This is a genomic window from Streptomyces sp. NBC_01314, from assembly GCF_041435215.1.
In the GTDB taxonomy this organism is placed as follows: Bacteria; Actinomycetota; Actinomycetes; order Streptomycetales; family Streptomycetaceae; genus Streptomyces.
Genome location: NZ_CP108394.1, coordinates 10,874,538 through 10,896,028 on the forward strand (window position 1 = coordinate 10,874,538; position 21,491 = coordinate 10,896,028).

Consider the following 21,491-nt stretch of genomic DNA (forward strand, 5'->3'; position numbering starts at 1 on the left):
GAGGGCCGCGCTCCGCGCCGGCGGCCCACCCCGCGCAGTCGTCGCTGCACGGGGCGGGCCGATACGGCAGACGCGGCGCGGCCGATGCGGTTCCGCCGCTCCAGGAGAGCTTCGGCCGGGTCCGGTCAGGGTGCCGCCGCATCACGGACGAGGGCGGTGTCGACGAACTGTTCGAAGCGGACGATGAGTCCACCGCGTACGACGAAGTGGTGCGCGACGCGGACGTCGATCGCTTTGGTGGTGGCCTTGTTGACGGCGGTGTAGCGGGCGAGGACGACGACGTTCTCGCCGTCGACGACGTAGGTGTCGTCGTGGGCGGTCCAGCCGTCCCAGTCCTGGCCGAGCTTCTCCATCACGTTGGCGGTGACACCGTCGGGGGTGCGGTAGGTCCCGGCGAGGGGGAAGCCGGCCATCTCCGTCCACTCCACGTCGGGGGCGAGGGTGGCGCGCAGGGCCTCGAGGTCGCCGGCGGCGGAGGCGAGGTACTGGCGGCGTACGACGTCGGCGGGTGCGGTGGAGGTGGCGAACTCGCTCATGTTCAGCCCCACTTCATTTCGCCCTTGGCGACCTTCGCACCGATCTGGGCGGCGATGAGCATGCCGTTGTCGGGGTAGCGCTTGATGAGGGCTTCGGTGAGGGCGGCGCCGTCGGCGGCCTTGTCCAGTTCCTCTTCGAAGGCGAGGAGGTAGGCGCGGGTGGCGGCGATCGCGGAGGCGTCGGCCGGGGTGCCGGGCAGGCGGTGGCCGGGGACGACGAGTTGCGGGTCCAGGGCGGCCATCTCGTCGAGCAGGTCGATCCAGGCGGCGCGGTCGCCGGGGGTGGCGGTGTCGGCGACCCAGACGTGCTCCTGCTGGAAGAGCAGGACGCCGCCGAGGAGGGCGCGGTGCTCGGCCTGCCAGAGGTAGTGGCGGTCGGGCAGGCCGGCGGGGCCGCCCCGGAGCGCGAAGCGGTGGCCCTCCAGGGTGAGGTCGTCGGTCAGCGGGGTCAGGTCGACCAGGCGGGTGGGGAGGTTCGCGCCGAGGGCGGCCCACGCCTTGAGCTTGCCCTCGTAGGAGTGCTGGATGTGGTCGATGACGATCGGGGTGGCGACGAACACGGCGTCGGGGAAGGCGTCGGCGATCACTTCGGCGCCGAAGTAGAAGTCGGGGTCGGCATGGCTGACGAAGACGGTTGTCAGGTTCTTGCCGGAGTCGAGGATCTCGGCGGCCAGCCGGTGACCGTCGGCGCGGGTGAAGGCGGCGTCGACCAGCAGCGCCTCGGTCTCGCCGGTGACGAGGGTGGCGGTCTTGTTCTTGCTGCCGGCCGGGAAGTCCAGGTCGAGGACCTTGAAGGCGAGGGTGCTCACGGGGAACTCCTTGATGGGGGTGGGGACAGGGAAGGTCAGGAGGTAAGGGTGGCCGCGTAGGACGCCAGCCGCTTGTCGACCTCGTCCGCGGTGGCGCGGCCGTAGGCCAGGGGAGTGACGGAGTCGCCCTCGACGGCCAACAGGGTGGGGAATCCGGTGACACCCAGCTCGGCCGCGCGGCGGAAGTCGGCCTGGGCGGCAGCCCGCGCCTCGGGCGACTCGAAGGCGGCCACGACCGCGTCGGAGTCCAGTCCGGCGGCCTCGGCGACCGCGCGGTACGTGGCCGGGTCCGACAGGCTGCGGCCGTCGGCGTAGAAGGCGTGCTGCACCTCCGTGGCCAGGGCCGCGGCCCGGTCGGGGGCGGTCTGACGCAGCGCGGCCGTGCCACGGGCGGCGGCCTCGGAGTCCATGACGAACGAACCGTCGGCGATCAGCCGCTCATAGCCCTCGCCGAACTCGGCACCGGTCAGCTCCGCGATCTGTGCGTTCGCGCCCTGGACATGACCGAACTCGCGGATCGGCACCCGGCGCGATCCGGTGAACAGACCGCCGGAGACCACCTCCACCGGCAGTTCGGGGTGGCGGGAGACCACCTCGCGGAGGGTCACGGAGAAGCCGTGGGACCAGCCGCAGTAGGCGTCGAAAACGTAGACCAGCTTCATCGTGACCTCAAACAGGCGTGTGACGGCCCGCCCGGTGCGGGCGATCACCTGACAGAACAGTAACTGACGTGTCAGGTATTTCTGATTGCGTGTGAGGTGGGTCACATGTGCGTGCGGGTGGGTCACATGGGCGTGTTCGGGTCGGGATGTCAGGAGGGGCGTCGGCGTGCGGGTCAGGGCAGCCGGGGCAGTACGTCCCGAGCCGTATGACTGAGGATGCGAAGATCCTCCGCGAACCGCTCGCGGTCTGCCACCGGGAGAGGGCTGATGAAGTGCTTCTTGATGTTCTCGACATGGACCACGGCGGCGCGAACTGTCGTCTCCTCGCCCAGCGGAGTCAGCCGGACCAGCTTTCCCCGCCGGTCGGCAGGGGACTCCTCCCGGGTCACGAGCCCGGCCGCCTCCATGCGGTCCACCAGGCGGGTCGCTCCGCCGGTGGTGAGGATCTGCTCCTGGGCGATGGCCCGCATGGGCAGTCCCGGCTCGCCCGCCCGCCCGAGGATCAGCAGCACCTCGAACATCAGGTGGCTGATGCCGCACTCGACTTCGAGCGCCCGCCCGAGGATGTACTCCAGCCGGTTGGCCGCCCCTTGCAGCCGCCCGAACGCCAGGACGAGTTCGTGGTCGGCGGCCTCCTTGGCCGTACTGATCCCTGCCTGCTCGCTCACGGTCGCGCCGCCCCTCTCCTGGTCCCGACTGCCACCGTACCGATCTTGCCCTGGGTGAGGGGAGCGGCAGCCGACAAGGCCCACCCGGGCACGGGGTGGGCGAAGGGTGTCTGAAGCGGTGCCGACGCCCGCGGCACCGCCCGCCGCTAGGCCCCCGGGTGCAGGCCGAGCCGGCCGGGCGTCGGGTCGCCCTTGACCTCGCCGAAGTAGAGGGCGAAGGTCTGCTTCCAGCGCTCGACCCCGGCGCGGTCGGCCATGAAGCGGGGGAAGCCGTCCACGTTGGCGTTGGGGTACTTCCAGATCGGCTTCAGGCCGGCCGGGGGAGTGACGTCGGTGCGGACGGACCAGCCGTTGAAGGAACCGTTCTGCATCTCCGTCGACAACTGCCAGTTGAGGAAGAGCTTGGCGGCGGTGGAGTTCTTCGCCTGCTCCAGGATGGCCATGCGCTGGCCCCAGGCCATGAACGGGTGTCCGGCGCCGATCGCGAAGGTCACCGGGGAGGTGCTGACCGCGGACCCGGCTGTGCCGACGCCGATCGCCTTCTGCCCACCGAAGACGGCGTCGCCCGGGGAGTTGCTGCCCCGTGCGAACCGGACGTCCTGGGCGGCGAACCCGGCCACCCAGTCCCAGCCGTACGTGCGGGCGTACAGGGAGAAGAGATAGAGGACCGCGTCGTCGTCGTGCGGGAACGACGAGGCGATCCTGCCCTTCCACTTCGGGTCGACCAGGTCGAGCGGGGTGAGCGGCGTCCTCGAACCGACCGCCGCCGTGTCGTACATGAAGCTGAAGGCGATCGCGCCGGTGGCCACCCACGCGGCCTCCGGATCCTTGAACGCGTCGTACACCTTGGAGAAGCCGGCCGGCTTGTAGTGCAGCAGGCGGCCCTGCTGCTTCCAGCGGTCGAAGTCCTGAAGGGTCTGGAACTGGACGACGTCCGGCACCAGGGTGTCGGTGGCGAACTGGTTGTCGACCCGCACGTCGTGGTACTTGCTGTAGTCGACGATCAGCGTCAGGTCCATCTCGGGGAAGCGGGCCTTGAAGGCCGCCTTGGTGCCGTCCTGCTGGGTCGGGGTGTCGCCGCCCGCGTAGACGACGAGCTTGCCGCCCTCCGCGAGGGCGTCCCGGTACAGCTGGTCGAGCGTACGGGTCTCCTCGCGCCCGCCCGTACGGCGGGATCTCGCCGGCGAGGCGGCGGCCGGACCTGCCGAGGTGGCGAGCGCGCCGACCCCGAGGGCGGCACCGGCGCCGGTGGCAAGGACATGTCGCCTGCTGAAGCTGGACATGCTGAGGAGACCTCTCTGAGGGGGACGGATGACACCCGGGGCCTGGCTCCGCCACGGCCGTCGGGCGTCACTCATCCTGCTGCCACCGCCCTCGGATGGGCAACGTTTCCCAAACCTTCGAGCCCATATTCAACCGAACGATTGAACGCCCGCTGGAGCTCTCGGTGCGGGCCGCTCACTGCGCCGGTCGTGCCGTGGACCGGCGCGGCACGAGCGTGGGGGAGAGGGTGACCTGGGCCGACGTGCGGTCACGATCGGCGATCCGGTCCAGGAGGAGCCGTACGGCGTTCCGGCCCATCTCCTGGCCGGCCTGGTCGACGCTGGTGAGCGAGATCAGGCCGAACGCGGCGAACGTGGTGTTGTCGTAGCCGGCCACAGAGAGGTCGCCCGGAACGGACAGACCGGCGTCGGCGAGTGCTTCGAGCACGCCCATGGCGACGATGTCCGCCCCGGCGAAGAGGGCCGTCGGCCGGGCGGCGGCGGGCCGGGCCAACAGTTCCCGTGCCGCCCGGTGACCACCCTCCTGGCTGTAGCTGGTGGAGATCACATCGATCCGCTCCGCCAGCCCGTGCGCCCTCATGGCCTGCCGATATCCGTCCGCGCGCCGGGCGTTGGGCATCTCCGCGAGGCGCGTCGGATCGGTCTCGTGATGCTCGACGTGGGCGATCCGGTGGTGTCCGAGAGCGGCGAGGTGACGGACGACCAGGGCCGCCCCCTCGACATCGTCGTCGGTCACGGTGTCGTACACCGGAGAGGATCCGTGGCGGCCGACGACGACGGTCGGAACCGTGGCGGCGACATGCTCCAGATGTGCGCGTGAGGAGACCGGTGCGACCAGGATGAGGCCGTCCATGCCGCGGTCGATCATGGCCTCGGTGACCCTGGCCTCCGCCTTCTCGCCGTTGCAGCCCGGCCCCAGGAACACCTGGTAGTCGGTCTCCTCCAGTGCATCGGTGACGCCGTCGAGAATCTCCGGGAAGAACGGGTTGCGGATGTCGGGCAGCATCACGCCGATGGTGTACGTCTGCCCCCGGAGGCCTCGGGCGCCCGCGTGCGGCCGATAGCCCAACTCGTCCATCGAGAGGCGCACTTTGACCTGCATCTCGGGGCTGGCCCCGTAGGCGTTGCGCAGCACCTTGGACACGGAGGTGACGGAGACCCCGGCGTGTCGCGCGACGTCGACGATGGTGATCCTGCGACGTGGTGCTGTCGGCTCCATCCGGGGTCCTTGCCTGTCGGGGTGGCGTCGGGCGGCCGAGTCTAGGGCCGGATTCCGCAGCTCAGGGAGGCGGCCCGGAACGTGGACGCGCCGCCGTCGTCAGGCCACCGAAGTGTGTGCGCGACATCTTGACGTCATGCGGGAGGCTCCCTAAGGTCTGGCCACACCCTTTGGGAAACGTTACCCACAAAACGGTTCCGGCCCTGCGGCTCGGTGTCGGGACATCGTCGCTCCGCGTTGTCGAACCTCAGGACGTAGAGAACCGGCGGCGCCCCCTGGGGGCGCAGGGTCGGACGGCTGATCCAGCAAGTGTCTTGAATCGTTTCAAGAGAGGTTCGTAGTTGACTGCCACCCCGCATCAGAAACTTCCGGACGTCGACCGGCCCCCGGGCGTGGAACCGGCTCCACGGGGTCGTCGCGCGCGAACCGCCCCGCCTCGGCGTCGACGACCCCGCGCCGCGCCTGAGCCGGCGGGTGAGCGGAGCCGCAGCGGAACGGACACAGGCCGCCTGTCGCATCCGCGCGGCGCGCACCGAGAACGGCCATTCCCGAGCAGTGGGACATGGGCGACTCCAAGAACCACATGATCCTGCCGCAGATCGAGGAGTGGTTCCACAGCGGTGTGGTGGGCATCCGCCAGGCGCGCGGCAAGGCCGGCCGGCGCCAGCTGGTCATCGACCCTCGCCCGGTCGGCGACCTCACCCGTGCCGAGGGCAGCTATGGCACCCCGTACGGCGTGGTCTCCGCGCGATGGACCCGCAGGAACGGCAGGTACCGGCTCGACGTGGAGCTCCCGCCGAACACCACGGCGGAGATCCGGATGCCCACCGGCGACCACGCCACCCATGTGGTCGGCTCCGGCCGGCACACGTTCACCACCCGCGATCTGTGACCGATACCCCCGACCCCGATCGAAAGGACCCGAAGGCGTGAGCCACGAAGGGCGCAGTGCAGACCATGCCGACCACGATGGCCGCGAGGGGATCGCACCTCGCGGCGATGGACCGGCGTTACGTCGCCGAACCATGCTCGCGGCGACAGCCGGCGCCATGTCGATAGGAGCCAGTGCCATGTCAGGTGGAACGAGTGCGGCGGCGGAAGAATCCCCCCGCCCGCACGACAGCCCCGTAGGAGGGCTGACAGTGGAACACCGCACCGATCCCCTCGGTGTGGACGCCGACCGACCGCGCTTCGGGTGGCGTACGCGGTCCGCCGTCCGGGGCTGGCGGCAGGGGGCGTACCAGATCCTCGTCGCCAGTTCCCCGGACAGGCTGACCGCCACGCGTGCCGACGTCTGGAACAGCGGACGTGTGCGGTCCTCGGACTCGGTGGCCGTCCGCTACGCGGGCAGGTCATTGCGTGCCTCGACCCGTTACCACTGGACCGTAAGCGTCTGGGACGCCGAGGGCCGTGCGGCCGGCACCGCGTCTCCCGCCGTCTTCGAGACCGGCCTGATGAGCACCGACGGTGTGACCGGCTGGGACGGGGCGCGGTGGATCGGGATGAAGGGGAAGGCCCTCAACTCGGCCGGGGCCCCGATGCTGCGGAAGGAGGAGACCCTCAGGACCGGCAGCCGCCGGCAGGTGCGCGACGCGCGGTTGTACATCTCGGCCCTCGGCGTGTACGAGGCCCATGTCAACGGACACCGGGTGACCGTCGAACAGGACGGCGACCCCACGGTCGAACTCCTGCCGCCGGGCTGGACGAACTACGACGCCCGCGTCAACTACATGACCTATGACGTCACCGACCTCGTGCCACGCGCACCCGACGTCACCCTCGCCCTCGTCCTGGGCAACGGCTGGTACAACGGTCGTGTCTCCGACGGCAGCACCTACTACGCGAAGGACGGCAACGCCCTCGCGGTCAAGGCGAAGCTGCTGATCCGCTACTCGGACGGGACGACACAGACCGTCGTCACCGGGACGGAGGACGGCTGGAAGGCCACCGACACCGGCCCCTACCGGGCCGACGACATCTATGACGGCCAGACGTACGACGCCCGCAGGGAACTGCGCGGCTGGACCTCGCACGGATTCGACGACACCGCCTGGTCGGACGTGGAACGCGTCGCCTTCGAGGACAGGTACCCGGACGTGCGACTGCTCGCCTATCCGGGCGAGAGCGCGCGTTTCATGGCGCGCTGGGACCGGCGGCCGCAGTCCGTCACCGTCGCCACCGGCGTGACCGGACAGGACGGCAGCCCGCACGGCAGAGGGCGCATCGTCGTCGACCCGGCCCGCACCGTGACCGACCCCGCGAAGGCCGCCACCGCCCCGGTCACCATCGGCAGCGGCGAGACCGCGATCTTCGACCTCGGCCAGAACATGGTCGGCGTGGCCCGCTACGGCGTGCGCGGCCCGGCCGGCGCCAAGGTCGAGTTCGGGTTCGCCGAGATCCTCAACGACGACAGCGCCGGCGCCGACGGCCCCGAGGGTTCCGTCTACCGGGCCAACCTCCGCAGCGCCAAGGCCACCAGCACGTACATCCTCAAGGGCGACCCGAAGGGGGAGACCCATCAGGACTCCCTGACCTTCTACGGCTTCCGCTATGTGGCCGTCACGGCGTCGGACACCGTCACGATCACCCGGCTGACGGGCAAGGTCGCCACCTCCGCGGTCCGCGAGATCGGGACCGTCACGACGAACGATCCCGACGTCGACAAGCTGGCGAGCAACATCCGCTGGGGCCAGCGAGGCAACTACCTCTGGGTGCCCACCGACTGCCCGCAGCGCGACGAACGACTCGGCTGGACCGGCGACACCCAGGTCTTCGCCACGACCGGCCTCTACAACGTGGACGCCGGCGCCTTCCTCAGCCACTTCCAGGACACCGTCGTCGACTCCCAGAGCATCTACGGAGCGGACCAGGCGCAGTACACCGGCGTCGCGCCCGGCGGCCGCTACAACTTCCCCGGCGGCGGCAGCGGTTGGGCGGACTGCGGCGTCGTCCTCCCCTGGACCGTGTGGCAGATGACCGGCGACACGACCGTCGTCGAGCGCAACTGGCCGTCGATGGTCCGCTACCTCGACTGGATCCAGGAACAGACCGGCGACACCTACGCCGGACAGGGATCCCTCACCGGCGACTGGCTCGCCCCACAGAAGACCAGCGCCCAGCTCATGAGCGACGTCTACTACGGCTACTCCGCCCGGTTGATGTCACGGATGGCCCGAGCGATCGGCCGGGACGCGGAGGCGGAGACGTACGAGCGGCTCTTCGGACGTATCAAGCAGGCGTTCATCACCAAGTACCTGAGCACCGAGGGCGGCCGTGTCACCGTCCGGTCCAGCCTGGGGGCGGCCTCCCCGATCGAGCCGGGCTCCGACCCGAACCAGAAGACGGAGGACAACAGCCAGAGCGCGCTGCTGTGGGTCCTCAAGCTCGGCTTCTACGAGACCGAGGCGCAGCGCCGCACGCTCGTCGGACTCCTGGCGGACGACATCGGCAACGACGCGGCCTACAAGGAGGCGCACCCGGACAGCATCCGGGTCAGGTACGCCGAGAACACGCTGTCCGTCGGCTTCCTCGGCGTCAACGTCCTCGCTCCCGTCCTCACCGACGAGGGGCGCGCGGACCTGGCGTACAAGCTGCTGCACCAGGACGCGCTGCCGTCCTGGCTGTTCTCGGTGAAGAACGGTGCCACCACCGTGTGGGAACGCTGGAACTCCTACTCCGAGGACTCCGGGTTCGGCCCGGTCGGCATGAACTCCTTCAACCACTACGCCTACGGCGCGATCATGGAATGGATGTACGCGTACATGGCGGGCATCGCCCGCGACCCGGACGGCCCCGGCTTCAAGCGCTTCGTCCTGCAGCCCCATCTCGATCCCACGGGGAGGATCACCCGGGTCTCGGGCACCTACGAGTCGCCGTACGGTGAGATCCGCAGCGCGTGGCAGGTCGAGGGCGGGGGCCGGACCCTGACGTACGAGGTGGTCGTGCCCGCGAACAGCGAGGCCACCCTGCGCGTGCCGGCCGCCTCCGCGGACTCGGTCCGCGAGGGGCGCACCCCGCTGGCACGTGTGGACGGCGTGCGTCTCCTCGGCCACTCGGACGGCGTGTCCTCGTACCACCTGCCTTCCGGCCGGTACCGCCTGACCGCCGACCTGCGCTGACGGTGGACGGCCCGACACCACGATGTCGCGGTGTCGGGCGCCGCCTCAGCGCGGCTCGCGGACGGCGGCGACACCTCCCGGTGGGACGGTGACGGTGCCGTTGACCGGTGTGCTGGCGAGGAGTCCTTGGGAGGGTTCGAGCAGGGCCCAGGAGACGATGGCGACGCTGACCATGTGCACGTCGGCCTCGCGCATCAGGCGCATGTCCTCGGCCCGGGCCTCCTCCGGCCACTGCTAAAGATGGGCCGTCGATACGACCAGAAACAAACGCGATCGAACAAGTGCGATCGGTGACGTGTCGAAGAGTGAACGCTTCGACTTCTCGCTGTCAAGACTTCGTGGATCACGCGCCGCCCGCCACCCGGAAAGTGGCGCCCGGAGCAAGAAATTCCGTCGGCACTCTTGACGCGTACCCCTTCCGTCCACATAGATATGACCGCGCGGTCAGTGACCGCGCGGTCATATGGTTGACCTCGCTCGATACAGGCATACGCCCGTCGGGAGAAGCAATGACACCAGTGGTGGCACGCGGCACGGCTGCGGTCGCACCGCGCAGCGCGGACGTGGCCCGCCTGGCCGGCGTCTCGCGCAAGACGGTGTCACGCGTCCTCAACAACGAGCCGTACGTCTCCGACGAGGCCCGTCGACGCGTCCTCGAGGCCACGGAAGAACTCGGTTACCGGCTGAACCACGCGGCTCGGGCACTGGCCTCCGGCCGGAACCGGTCCATCGGTGTCGTGGCACTGGGGACGGCCGGATACGGCACCGCCTCGCTCCTCGTCGGCATCGAGAGAGCCGTACGGAACGCCGGGTACGCCCTGCGCGTGGTCAACACGGTGGACGGGGAACCGGACGACATCGCCGGCGCCGTGACCTCACTCCTGGAGCAGGGCGTGGACGGCATCGTCGTCTCCGAACCCATCGTGGAGGGGGAGGTGCAGGTCGGAATCGACGTGCCGCTTCTCTTCCTCGGGGCACCACCGGCCTTCACCTCCGCCCGGACCCTGACCGCGGGTGTGGGCGCGTACGAGCTGGCGAGGGCGGCCACCGATCACCTGCTGGATCTGGGACACCCGACGGTCCATCACCTCGCCGGTCCGGGGCAGTGGTACGCCTCGAAGGACCGTGTCGAGGGCTGGCGGGCGGCGCTCGCGGCACGGGGAGCGGACGAACCTCCCCTGCTCGAAGGTGACTGGTCGCCCGCTTCCGGCTACGAGGCAGGCCGTGAGTTGGCCGCCGACAGCTCCGTGACCGCCGTGTTCGCCGCGGGCGACGAGATGGCCGTCGGCCTGATCCACGCCCTGCGGGAGGCCGGCCGCCGGGTGCCGGACGACATCAGCGTCGTCGGCTTCGACGGCAACCCCGTCTTCGCCTATGTCACCCCGCCCCTGACCACCGTGCGTCAACCTTTCGACGAGGCGGCACGGGAAGGAATCAAACTCCTCGTGCACGCGATCGAGTCACCCGAGACCGACCTGCCCCCGGTCAGCGAACCGCCGATCGAACTCGTCGTCCGCGGCTCGACCGCCCCGCCACGACGGTAGGTCCCTGCACCACCCCTCTTGGCAGAGGGCGTAGGAGCTGACGCACCGAGCACCATTCCCGCCGTCCGCCGAAAGCCTGACCGCGAGGCTCCCGGACGGTGCCGCCGCCGCGTCGTTCGGCCTCCGCCGACCGACGCCGCCCACCGATTCTGCCGCTCCCGCCCGGACGATCCGGGGAGCGGCGGGCACCGAAACACATCCCCACCCCCTATCCCCACCCCCCCACCCCCTATCCCCATCCCTTCCCGTGGGAGCCGCACATGTCCTCTGCGCAGTTGGGTGCCACAACCGGCGCCGCTTCGCGTTCCCGTCCCTTCTCCCTCCTGACGCTGTTGGTGTCCCTGCTCGTCGCCATAGGAACGCTGGCCCTGCCCGCCGCGGGCCGGGCCGAGGCGGAATCCCGTCCGTCGCAGACGCTGTACACGCCGCCGTCGAACGCGCCCTCGCCGGGCACGTTCTACCCGCGCGCGATGCGCCTGCAGTACAACGGCTCCGCCAACGGCACGATGCTCGCCACCTTCGAGGAGTACACCTCTGGTACGCCGGTCTTCCCGATCTACCGCAGCACCGACAACGGCACCTCCTGGACGAAGATCTCCGAGGTCGCCGACACCCAGAACGGCTGGGGCATGCGATGGGAGCCCGAGCTGTTCGAACTGCCCAAGGCCATGGGCGGCTTCCCCGCCGGAACCATCCTCGCGGCGGGTGACTCCGTGCCGGCCGACCGGTGGGGAGGCAGCAAGATCGACCTGTACGCCAGCACCGACCGGGGCCAGAGCTGGGACTTCGTCACCAACATCGCCACCGGCGGCCCGGCGTTCTCCACCAACGGCTTCACCCCCGTCTGGGAGCCGTTCTTCCTGATCTCCGGAGACCGGCTCGTCGTCTACTACTCCGACCAGCGCGACACCGACCACGGTCAGGAGATCGTCCACCAGGTCTCCACGGACCTCCGCAACTGGGGTTCGGTCGTGGACGACGTGTCGATGCCCACCTACGCGGACCGCCCGGGCATGCCGGTGGTCACCCGGCTGCCCAACGGCAACTATGTGATGAGCTACGAGTACTGCAACGCCCCCGAGGGCAGGTGCTCCGTCTACTACAAGATCTCCGCCGACCCGGAGGGCTTCGGCTCCGTCACCGGCCGGGTGCTGCGCTCGACCGACGGCGTCATCCCCAGCGGAGCGCCCTTCATCACCTGGCTTCCTGCCGGAGGCCCCAACGGCACCCTCGTCGTCAGCGGCGAGAGCCAGGACGACCTGTTCGTCAACACGGAGAACGGGGCCGCGAACGCCTGGACCCGTATGCGCTCCAACGTCGCCGGCGGGTACAGCCGGGGCATGCTCCCGCTGACCGACGGCCACAGCCTGATGGTGCTCAGCGGGGGACGCGGCCGAAGCACCGGCGTCAACCCCGTCACGTACAGCGTCGTCGACCTGGGCGGCGGCATCTCCGACGGCGCCACCTACACCGTGTCGAACGCGAACAGTGACCTGAGGCTCACCATCGCGGGCGGTTCCACCGCCAACGGCACGGGTGCGACCCAGCGGACCACGACCAACGCCACCGACCAGCAGTGGCGGTTCGTCCAGCAGCCGTCCGGCTACTTCAAGATCTTCAATGTGGCCAGTGGCAAGGTCCTCGGGGTGGAGAACCAGTCCACCGCCAACGGCGCCCGGATCCTGCAGTGGGACGACAACGGCACCCTCGACCACGAATGGGCCGTCGCTCCGCACCAGGACGGCGGCTACACGATCACCAACCGCGTGACCGGCAAGCACCTGGAGATCCCGAACGCCTCCACCGCCACCGGCACCAACGCCGTGCAGTGGAGCGGCACCGGATGCGACTGCCAGCGCTGGGACTTCACCCAGACCGCCCTCCCGCCCCTGGGCACCGGTCAGTACGTCCTCGTCAACAAGAACAGCGGCAAGTACGTCGACATCCCCCAGGCATCCACCGCCACCAACACCGCTGCCAACCAGTGGCAGAACTCCGCCTGCTCCTGCCAGCTCTTCACCTTCCAGTCCGCCGGCGGCGGAGCCTGGAACATCAGGAACGTCAACAGCAACCTCAACCTGGCCATCCGCGACGGCTCCACCACCGCGGGAGCCGCCGTCGTCCAGAACACACCCTCCACCGCCGACACACAGAAATGGACCCTCGTCGAGGCGGGCGACGGCTACTACGAACTCAAGAACGTCAACAGCGGCCTCCACGCGGGAGTCGCCCAGTCCTCCACCAGCAACGGCGCCGCCGTGGTCCAGTGGAACGACGTGAACGTCGACGACCAACTCTGGAAGATCGTCCGCATTAACTGAGCCGCGTCGTTCTCCTCGGCAACGGCTGCAATGAGAAGGGGCCTCCCGGCGTTTGGTCCGCATCGCGATGCGAATCAAACGCCGGGAGGCCTCGCCGTCGTCGTGAACGGCCGCCTGGACGTACTCGCCGCCGACGAACTCGCCCGTGCCTTCTTCAGTGACGTCTTCGACAGCGGCACGAAGCCGCCGAACTTCGCCCGCTACCAGTTCGCAGACCCGAAGCAGTCGGAGGGAACCGTGCTCGACACGCATCCGTACGTTTAGACGTGACACATACGGGCGGGACACATACGGGCGGGACACATGCGGATGGGACACATGTGGGCGGGACACACGGATGGCACACATACGGGCGGGAGATGACTTACATGGCACTGATACTGGTCACCGGGGCATCCAGCGGACTCGGGCGCCACACGGCGGACGCGCTGGCCGACGACGGGCACGACGTGGTCGTCCATGTCCGCGACCCGGCCCGGCTCACCGACGCTGATGGCACCGCCCGCTGGAAGGGCATCGTCACCGGGGATCTCGCCGAGCCGGACGAGATCCGCGACGTGGCCCGGCAGGCCTGCGAGTACGGCCGCTTCGACACCGTCATCCACAACGCCGGCGTCCTGCACTCTCCCGAAGAGATCACCGTCAACACGGTCGCGCCCTACCTGCTGACAGCCCTGATGGACAAGCCGGCCAGGCTCATCTACCTCAGCAGCTCCATGCACCGCACCGGCTCCACCGACCTGCGACGGCTGGCCTCCGGCACCGCCACCTACGACGACACCAAGCTCTGGGTCACCGCCCTCGCGCTCGCATGCGCGTTCCGCTGGGAGGGAACCACCAGCCACGCGGTCGATCCGGGATGGGTGCCCACACGTATGGGTGGTCCCGGCGCGTCGGACGACCTGGCCGCCGGGCACCGGACACAGGTGTGGCTCGCCACCCACCACGACGCGACCCCGCCCACCGGCGGCTACTGGTACCACCGGCAGACACAGACCCCACACCCCGCGTCGCGGGACGAAGCCTTCCAGGCTCGCCTCCTTCATCTCTTGGAGAGCCACACCGGCGTCCCGCTCGGTTGAGTGGGGAGCCGGGGGAGGAGCCGGTGCCCATCGCGGTGCCGCCGAGGTCGGACTTCAACAGCAAGGTGGCCGCCTCGGTGAGGTGTTGGCGCTCCTCTTCGACCGTGACGCAGTAGGTGGTGAACCCCTGGCCCAGCGCCATGGGGCGGCCTCCTGGAGCTGGGTGCGGCCCGTCTTCAGCCCGCCGCCGAACTCCGCCGCCCTCGCGCTGAAGGCCGTGGCCGGCGCCCCCGGCTGAGTCGCCGAGCCGGCGCAGTGAGACGACCAGCGCCAGGCGTACGGCGGTGGAGTAGAAGCCGCGGGGGGCGGCCGAGGGTCTCCAGGGCCCGGTCGACGACGAACGCTCGTGCGGCCGCCTCCTTGTCTCCCATCAGGTCGTGCTCGATGCGTGTGGACGGTTGCCGCCTGCGTCTGATGCTCCTCGTTCGCTGCCGCCGGGACATGGGCCGGTTGCCGGCGCGGGCCCCCTTGACAGGCCACCGTCTCCGGCCTCAGTGTTACCGACCGGCATGCAGAACGCAATATATTGCATATGGCAGGAGGTCGTATGAGTACCGAGGCGAACAGGCATCCTCGTCCCACCAGCACGGACACCCCACCGACCCGACCGTCAGGGTTCTTGCGGCGATGTCTGAAGATGCCGATCGGCATCCAGTCGATCATCGCCGTCGGTCTCGGAGCCCTCATCGGCTCCCTCGCCCCGTCGGCGGGCGAACAGATGAAGATCCTCGGGGAGGTGTTCCTGAACCTGGTGCAGGTCGTGGTCCTACCGCTGGTCTTCCCGCTCATCGTGCTGGGCATCGCCCGCATGGAGTCGGTCAAGAAGGTCGGCCGGATCGCCGGTAAGGCGATCCTCTACTTCGAGGTCGTCACCACCCTCATCCTGTTGATCGCGGTGGGCCTGGCCAAGTTCACGGGTATCGGCAAGGGCGCGCCGGTCAACGGGTCCGACGCCGAGGACCTGGACGGCCTGAGCCAGGGCATCGACTTCCACGAACTGGTCCTGCACGCCTTCCCGAAGAACATCTTCGCCGCGTTCGGAGAGGGCAACCTGCTCGGCGCGATCGTCTTCGCCCTTCTCGTGGGCGTCGCCATGGCCGCGATCGGAGAGAAGTCCGAACCCTTCGCCTCCGTGCTGGAGTCCGTAGCCTCGGTGATGTTCAAGGTCGTCGGCTATGTCATCCGGATCGCGCCGTTGGGTGTGCTCGGCTTCATCTCCTACGACGTCGCCCACTACGGCTTCGGCAACCTGCGCAGCCTGCTCGGCTTCATCGCCGTCGTCTATGCGGGCCTGGCCATCGTCGTCGGCGTCCTCTTCCCGCTCATCGCCGCGATCTACCGCGTCCGCTACGTCGAACTGCTGAAGTCGATCGCCGGCCTGGCCGGTATCGCCTTCGTCACCCGCAGCTCCGAATCGGTGCTGGCCCCGCTGATGGGCAGGCTGGAGGCGTTCGGCCTCAGCCGGTCGACGACCTCCTTCGTCGTCCCGCTCGGCTACTCCTTCAACACCGACGGCTCCGTCCTCTACCAGGCCGCCGCCCTGGTCTTCCTCGCCAACGCCTACGGCGCCGACACCTCCCTGCCCGCCCTGCTCCTCATGGTCGGCGTGCTGGTGATCCTCTCCAAGGGCATGGCCGGTGTCGCCTCCGCGTCCATCGTCGTCCTCCTCGCCGCAGGCAACTCGATCGGCCTGCCCGCCGAAGGCGTCGCACTGCTCCTCGGTGTGGACTTCATCGTCGACATGGCCCGCACCGGCGTGAACGTCATCGGCAACTCGCTCGCCGCCGCCGTCGTCGTCGACAGCTCCGAGAACCGACGCGAATCCAAACGCGGCAGCCGTGAAGCCCCCCACACCCCGACCGGGTCAGAGGCCAAGGCCCTGCAGAAGGAACCGGCACAATGACCATCCCCGCCATCCCCGCCGCCCTCGCCATCCCCGATGCCCCCGCCAGTCCCATCACCCTCACCACCGGCACCGTTGCCACCACAAGGGCTGCCCCCACCACCACTGCCCCCACCACCGCCGGCACCACCGAGATCATTGGCATCCTGGGTGGCATGGGCCCGGCGGCCACCGCCGACTTCTACGCCAAGCTCGTCTCCACCACCCCCGGTTCCAGCGACCAGGACCACCTCCGTACGGTCATCTGGTCCGACCCCACCATCCCCGACCGCACCGAGGCCCTGCTGGGTGACGGCCCCGACCCGACCCCCTGGCTGCTCGACGGCAGCCGTGTCCTGCGGGAGGCGGGTGCCACCGTCATCGCCATCCCGTGCAACACCGCGCACGCCTTCGTCCCGCGCATCGCCGGCCACGTCGGCCTGCCCATCGTCCACATGATCGGAGAAACCGCCCGGCACCTGACCACGCTGAGCCCGCGCATCCGAACCGTCGGACTGCTCGCCACCACCGGCACCGTCCGCGCGGGCCTCTATCAGGAGTGGCTGGACCGCTTCGGTATCCGGCTCGTCCTGCCGGACGGCGTCGGCCAGGAACGCGAGGTGATGACAGCCATCCGCGCGGTGAAAGCCGGTGTCCGCGACGACACGACGACCGCGCTGCTGGCCCGCGTCGCACAGCGCCTGACCGAGCAGGGTGCACAGGCGGTGATCGCCGGCTGCACCGAGGTCCCCCTCGGGCTTCCCCCGGACGCCGTGGACGTTCCCCTCGTCGACCCGGCGCTCGTCCTGGCCCACGCTCTGGTCCGCCGGGTTCTGGCCGAAGGCAGAGCCGTGCAGGGAGAGTGAACGGCGATGTACTGTACGCAATATGTCACTTGACCACCCTGTCTCTCGCCGCCTCCTCAGTGACGAGGTGTTCCACCGTCTGCGCGACTCCATCGTGCGCGGCGAGCTCGTCCCCGGCGAGAAGGTCAAGGACGGTGAGCTCGCCGAGCGCCTCGGCCTCAGCCGCACCCCGGTGCGCGAGGCGCTCGCCCGGCTCGCCGACATCGGCCTGGTCGAGGCCAAGCCCGGCGTCTACACCCGTATCACCACCCTCAACCGCCGTGATGTCGAAAAGACTCTCGCCGTCCTGCGCTCGCTGGACCGACTCGCCATCGAGACAGCCGTTCCGGTCATGACCGAACAGGACTTCCGGCGCATGCGCGAGGCCAACCGCGATTTCGAACAGGCTGTCGCCGCCAACGACACCACCGCCGCACTCGACGCCGACGACCGCTTCCACGCCGTCCCCATCACGGCTGCGGACAACCCGGTCCTCAGCCGGATCGTCGAGCAGCTCCACCCCCAGATCCACCGCATCCTCTACCGCAAGTTCTCGACCCTGCTCGGCGGCCGCAACACCATCGAGCACCACGACGAACTGATCGACGTCTGCGCCGACGGCGACGCCCAATCCGCCGCCGAACTCTCCGGGCGGCACTGGTCCGAACTCGGCGGACACATCAACCAGCTCTTCGACACCAACCAGTTCGCCGAGGCGGCCGCCGGCTAGAACGCCGGTCGGCCGTACGCCGCCGGATCGTTGGCGAGCGCGACCTGCGCCGTGCGAGGCGGGGGCGGAGGTGACGCCGCTGGTGCACGCCCTCCTCCTCGCCGAGTCCGTCCGTGCAGAGTTTCTGGCCGAGGCCGACCGGCCGGGTGTCGCCCGCCGCCGGACGTCTGTGCCTCTACGGGGCAGCGGCCACGAAGCGGGCAGAGGCGTTCGCGCCCCGGGGCCGGGGCGGTGCGCTCTCTGGGCCTGGGAGGTGGCTGTCGTCATGCTCCCGTTCGCCCGAGGCCCCCCGACCCGGACCGACGGACGTAACCGAACCCCCGGCCGTGTCGATGCAGGGCCGGGACCTCCTTGCCCACCTTCTGCCGCAGGCGGGAGACGAGCTTCTCGATGGCCTCGGGTCGCGCGGAAGTCGCTCCAGACGTGCAGGCTGATCTGTTCCTTCGACAGCACCTGCCCCGCGTTGACCAGCAGGTGGCGCAGCAGGACCTGGGCCCGCGCCACGATCTCGGCCGTCCGGAAGGGCCTGGTGACGTAGTCCTCCCTCCCCCCGCCGAGCTCCGGGAGGAGGGTGTGGAGATGGTCGCAGGTGATGAGGAAGAGGACGGGTGGCCGGTTGTCCGGTTGTCCGGTACGAGGCGGCCCCGGGAGAGATTCCTGTTCTCCCGCAGGGCGGCGTCCCAGACCACCAGGTCGAACCCTGGCCGCCTGAGCCGCGCCACCCCCTCGGCGGCACCCCCCAACCCTGTCCACGTGGCAGCCCGCCGACTTCAGTGACCGGCTGACCTGCTCGACATGTGCGGGATCGCCCGCCATGACGAGCACGCTCAGCGCGCCCGCATGTGACGACCGGGGCGGCGTCGGTTCCTCATCAATACCGCGCATGCTCGGACCCTCGGACAGCCGGTTGCGTGGCCTTAGGCCCACGCACACGGCTTCCTCGGTCCTTGCGGAACGGCCAGGGAAAGTCCCCGCCTCAGCCGTTCACTTGCGCGGGCTCGGAATCGGCCTGGGAGGGTGCGGTCGGTTCCTGTGCGTCGGGAGCGGTGTAGTAGACGGATGAGCCCTGCCTGCTGCGCTGGGCGTTGCTCTTGGCGACGAGTCCTTCGAGGGTGGTGCGGACGACGTTGGTCTGGATGCGGCGGTCGGGGTGAGCCTTGGTGAGCGCGCTGGCGACCTCGGCGGCGGAGCGCGGTTCGCTCTGGCCGGTGAGGTGACGGCGGATGAGCTCGACGAGGGTGGGCTGGTTGCTCTTGGGGGCCGAGGTCTTGGGGGCCGCGGCCTTGGCGGCGGGCTTCTTCGCCTCCTTGGCGCTTTGCGGGGGAGTGACCTTCTCGGACTTCTCGGCCTTCTTCGCTCGCGTCCGCTTGGCGGCCAGTGGGGTGGCGGCGGTCTTCTGCCGTGGAACGGGAGGTGCGGCGACCTTGTCGGCCGCGGGAGCGGGCTCAGGTGTCACGACGCCGAGTGCCTGTTGCATGTTCGCCAACACGCCGTGGTCCTGCTGCAGACTCCGGAGTTGGTCCTGCAGGGCGTCGATCTCTCCGTGAAGACGCTCCTGTTCCTTGGCGTTGCGCTCGAGGTCGGCGGTGACCTGGGCGGTGTACTGCGCCTTGAGATCAGTTGTGTCCGATGGCGTTTCGGTCATGGCAGTCCCTCCCGACAAACGAATGTGTTGTGTGCGGATGGTACTCACCATTGCTCGTCCGCAACCTGTACGTCTGCTTGATTCCCACGAAGAGGGGGTGCCGCCGATGGGATCTGACGAGGAACTGCCCCTTCGTCGGCCGCGCATACCGGGGCCGTCAGAGCGCGGGGATGGCGGACGCGACCCGGCTGTCGGCGTTCCGGGCCTTGTTGATGTTGGAGGTGAAGTTGGTGGTCAGCGGGAAGTTGACCTTGCCACATTGGGAGCTACACAGTGCGCTGCGCGCGGGGTCGTCCATGGTGTTCACGGTGAGCCGGGCCGGGGTGTCCCAGGGAACGTCGTCAAGGGCGGCCTCGTCCAGGGGGAGGAGATCGACGCGCTCGCGTTCGCCGCCGACGGCTCGCGCCTCGCGGCCGGAGACCGGACCGGCCGGGTCGTCGCCCTGTGGGACGGGGAGTCGAGCCACCGCACGGCCGTCCTGCGCAACGTCTTCCGCACCTTGCCCGGTGACGACCCGGAAGTGGTCGAGGCGCTCGCAGTCAGCCCCGACGGCGCCACCCTGGCCGTCGGGGGCGGCTCCGGCACACTGCAACTCTGGGACACCGCCACCCAACAGCCCCTGGGCGGCCCACTCACCACACCGGGCGAGACGATCGGCTCCCTCGCCTTCAGCGCCGACAGCGCCACCCTGTACACGGGAAGCGCGCACGTCCCGCTCCAGCGGTACGCGGTGGATCCCGGGGGCGGTCACCCAGGTGTGCGGCTGGTCCGTGGCTCATGGTCAGCCTCCCTACTGTGTGGTCAACGGCCTTGCCGGGCCCGCCCGGACGGGGTCGGCCTGAAAACATTTCGCCCGTGCTCGCCTCGTCCGGTACGGTCGCGGGGTTGTTTTCGCTGCTGGGAGACCATGAGTTCGCGTGTGGCCTCCCCGGCGGTTCCCCGGGATGAGAGCAGGTTGCGTTATGGCATGTCGCATCAGTGAGCTCGTGCTCGGTTGCCACGACCCCGAGGTGCTGGCGCGGTTCTGGTGCGAGGTCCTGGACTTCGTCGTGCTCGATCGCGAAGGGGACGACTGCATCGAGATCGGGTCGCGCGAAGGGTTCGGTGGTCCGCAGCCGACGATCATCCTCAGTCGTAGGGACGAGCCGGAGAAGGGGAAGTCCCGGCTGCACATCGACGTCAACGCCACCGACCGCGATCAGGACGCCGAACTCGAACGCCTTCTGAAGCTCGGTGCGCGCCCGGCTGACATCGGCCAGACAGGGGAGGAGCAGTGGCATGTCCTGACCGACCCCGAAGGCAATGAGTTCTGCCTGCTCAAGGCCCGCCTCAACCCGCTCTGATGTGCATGGGGAACACCTCGACACCCTGTACCCAGACCTGTACCCAGACCTGTTCCCGTACCTGTATCCAGACCTGATGTCCAGGGTCTGCTCCGAAGCCCGGTGTGACGTGCGGGTCATGATCGTGAAGTGAGTGAAGTCCGAAGGAAGCGGGAACGGGGATCAGCCGTCTGGCTGCGTGGCCCGCTGATGAGTGCCAGGCTTGTTCTGTAGCTCGGCATCACCGGGGTGGCGAGCAGGCCCGGGCAGCGGCGACGACCGTCACAGGACCACGGGCACGGCCATCATCTGTCGGAAGGTGGCAACAGTGAGCACAAAGCCCTTTCCCGAGGACGATCCGCGCGTCACGCCGTACATCTGTGTCGACGGCGCGGCGGCCGGGCTCGACTTCTACGTCGCCGTTCTGGGCGCTACGGAGCGCATGCGGATGGCATCACCCGACGGCAAGATCCACCACGCCGAGCTGCAGCTGGGCAACTCGGTCGTCATGGTCGCGGACGAGTTCCCGGACCTGGGGTTCCGTGGGCCGAAGTCGCTCGGCGGCACGCCCGTGCACCTGTACGTGTACGTCGAGGACGTGGACGCGGTCTTCGCCGAGGCGCTCGCCAGGGGCGCCGTTGAGGTGAACGCGGTCAAGGACGAGTTCTACGGCGACCGGGTCGGGCAGTTCGAGGACCCCTTCGGTCATCGGTGGCATGTCGCCTCGCACGTGGAGGACATCTCGCCGGAGGAGATGGAGAAGCGGGCCAGGGAAGCCATGCCAGGTTGAGTGGGCGGCCCCGGTTTCGTCACTCGGCCGGGGTG

General features: G+C 69.3%; 21 protein-coding genes and 1 pseudogene. 13 read left to right on the forward strand and 9 right to left on the reverse strand.

What is annotated here, in order from left to right; all coding sequences use genetic code 11:
• Positions 1-125: 125 nt before the first annotated feature.
• From OG622_RS47955 to OG622_RS47980, 6 genes are all read right to left on the reverse strand, one after another.
• Positions 126-536, reverse strand: a complete 411-nt coding sequence (locus OG622_RS47955) for a nuclear transport factor 2 family protein (RefSeq protein ID WP_371583588.1) — start codon at positions 534-536, stop codon at positions 126-128.
• A gap of 2 nt (positions 537-538) precedes the next feature.
• Complete coding sequence (locus OG622_RS47960; protein ID WP_371583589.1) at positions 539-1,345, reverse strand: MBL fold metallo-hydrolase; 807 nt, start codon at positions 1,343-1,345, stop codon at positions 539-541.
• A 35-nt stretch (positions 1,346-1,380) separates the two neighbouring features.
• On the reverse strand, positions 1,381-2,007 hold the full coding sequence (locus OG622_RS47965; protein WP_371584445.1) for a DsbA family protein: 627 nt from the start codon (positions 2,005-2,007) through the stop codon (positions 1,381-1,383).
• Between the two features lie 173 nt (positions 2,008-2,180).
• Positions 2,181-2,675, reverse strand: coding sequence for a MarR family winged helix-turn-helix transcriptional regulator (locus OG622_RS47970; RefSeq protein WP_371583591.1), 495 nt, complete (start codon positions 2,673-2,675; stop codon positions 2,181-2,183).
• Between the two features lie 146 nt (positions 2,676-2,821).
• Positions 2,822-3,958, reverse strand: a complete 1,137-nt coding sequence (locus tag OG622_RS47975) for an ABC transporter substrate-binding protein (protein WP_371583593.1) — start codon at positions 3,956-3,958, stop codon at positions 2,822-2,824.
• A gap of 175 nt (positions 3,959-4,133) precedes the next feature.
• Positions 4,134-5,177, reverse strand: coding sequence for a LacI family DNA-binding transcriptional regulator (locus OG622_RS47980; protein WP_371583594.1), 1,044 nt, complete (start codon positions 5,175-5,177; stop codon positions 4,134-4,136).
• Between the two features lie 562 nt (positions 5,178-5,739).
• Here OG622_RS47980 and OG622_RS47985 point away from each other — a divergent pair.
• Together OG622_RS47985 and OG622_RS47990 are read left to right on the forward strand one after the other, a co-directional pair.
• On the forward strand, positions 5,740-6,069 hold the full coding sequence (locus OG622_RS47985; RefSeq protein ID WP_371583595.1) for an alpha-L-rhamnosidase C-terminal domain-containing protein: 330 nt from the start codon (positions 5,740-5,742) through the stop codon (positions 6,067-6,069).
• A 178-nt stretch (positions 6,070-6,247) separates the two neighbouring features.
• Entirely contained in the window at positions 6,248-9,295 is a 3,048-nt protein-coding gene (locus tag OG622_RS47990) for a family 78 glycoside hydrolase catalytic domain (RefSeq protein WP_371583596.1), read from the forward strand.
• Between the two features lie 45 nt (positions 9,296-9,340).
• Here the strand turns inward: OG622_RS47990 and OG622_RS47995 are convergent.
• Positions 9,341-9,517, reverse strand: a pseudogene (locus tag OG622_RS47995) (beta-galactosidase); the annotation flags it as partial.
• A 287-nt stretch (positions 9,518-9,804) separates the two neighbouring features.
• Between OG622_RS47995 and OG622_RS48000 the strand changes: the two are divergent.
• From OG622_RS48000 to OG622_RS48035, 8 genes are all read left to right on the forward strand, one after another.
• On the forward strand, positions 9,805-10,839 hold the full coding sequence (locus tag OG622_RS48000; protein WP_371583598.1) for a LacI family DNA-binding transcriptional regulator: 1,035 nt from the start codon (positions 9,805-9,807) through the stop codon (positions 10,837-10,839).
• Between the two features lie 260 nt (positions 10,840-11,099).
• Positions 11,100-13,160 (forward strand): RICIN domain-containing protein, encoded by a 2,061-nt coding sequence (locus tag OG622_RS48005; RefSeq protein WP_371583599.1) that lies wholly within the window; start codon positions 11,100-11,102, stop codon positions 13,158-13,160.
• A 102-nt stretch (positions 13,161-13,262) separates the two neighbouring features.
• Entirely contained in the window at positions 13,263-13,424 is a 162-nt protein-coding gene (locus OG622_RS48010) for a hypothetical protein (protein WP_371583601.1), read from the forward strand.
• Positions 13,425-13,528: 104 nt separating this feature from the next.
• Positions 13,529-14,242: an SDR family NAD(P)-dependent oxidoreductase gene (locus tag OG622_RS48015; RefSeq protein ID WP_371583603.1), complete on the forward strand. Its 714-nt coding sequence runs from the start codon at positions 13,529-13,531 to the stop codon at positions 14,240-14,242.
• 82 nt (positions 14,243-14,324) lie between these two features.
• Positions 14,325-14,480, forward strand: a complete 156-nt coding sequence (locus OG622_RS48020) for a hypothetical protein (RefSeq protein ID WP_371583604.1) — start codon at positions 14,325-14,327, stop codon at positions 14,478-14,480.
• A 399-nt stretch (positions 14,481-14,879) separates the two neighbouring features.
• Positions 14,880-16,145: a dicarboxylate/amino acid:cation symporter gene (locus tag OG622_RS48025; RefSeq protein ID WP_371583605.1), complete on the forward strand. Its 1,266-nt coding sequence runs from the start codon at positions 14,880-14,882 to the stop codon at positions 16,143-16,145.
• Positions 16,142-16,990, forward strand: coding sequence for an aspartate/glutamate racemase family protein (locus OG622_RS48030; protein WP_371583606.1), 849 nt, complete (start codon positions 16,142-16,144; stop codon positions 16,988-16,990). The genes OG622_RS48025 and OG622_RS48030 overlap by 4 nt, the downstream gene beginning before the upstream one ends.
• Positions 16,991-17,012: 22 nt before the next feature.
• The gene (locus tag OG622_RS48035; protein ID WP_371583607.1) at positions 17,013-17,699 is read left to right on the forward strand and encodes a GntR family transcriptional regulator; all 687 of its coding nucleotides are present in this window, start codon (positions 17,013-17,015) and stop codon (positions 17,697-17,699) included.
• Positions 17,700-18,675: 976 nt separating this feature from the next.
• Here OG622_RS48035 and OG622_RS48040 read toward each other — a convergent pair.
• Positions 18,676-19,344, reverse strand: a complete 669-nt coding sequence (locus OG622_RS48040; protein WP_371583609.1) for a hypothetical protein — start codon at positions 19,342-19,344, stop codon at positions 18,676-18,678.
• A 157-nt stretch (positions 19,345-19,501) separates the two neighbouring features.
• Positions 19,502-19,810 (reverse strand): hypothetical protein, encoded by a 309-nt coding sequence (locus tag OG622_RS48045; RefSeq protein WP_371583611.1) that lies wholly within the window; start codon positions 19,808-19,810, stop codon positions 19,502-19,504.
• A gap of 54 nt (positions 19,811-19,864) precedes the next feature.
• Here OG622_RS48045 and OG622_RS48050 point away from each other — a divergent pair, with 54 nt between their 5' ends.
• The 3 genes from OG622_RS48050 to OG622_RS48060 all read left to right on the forward strand — a co-directional run bounded on the left by OG622_RS48050 (position 19,865) and on the right by OG622_RS48060 (position 21,456).
• On the forward strand, positions 19,865-20,326 hold the full coding sequence (locus OG622_RS48050) for a WD40 repeat domain-containing protein (protein ID WP_371584446.1): 462 nt from the start codon (positions 19,865-19,867) through the stop codon (positions 20,324-20,326).
• On the forward strand, positions 20,307-20,687 hold the full coding sequence (locus OG622_RS48055; protein WP_371583612.1) for a VOC family protein: 381 nt from the start codon (positions 20,307-20,309) through the stop codon (positions 20,685-20,687). Before OG622_RS48050 ends, OG622_RS48055 begins: the two co-directional genes overlap by 20 nt.
• Positions 20,688-20,994: 307 nt before the next feature.
• A complete protein-coding gene (locus OG622_RS48060; RefSeq protein ID WP_371583613.1) occupies positions 20,995-21,456 on the forward strand; it encodes a VOC family protein in 462 nt (153 codons plus the stop codon).
• Positions 21,457-21,491: the final 35 nt, after the last annotated feature.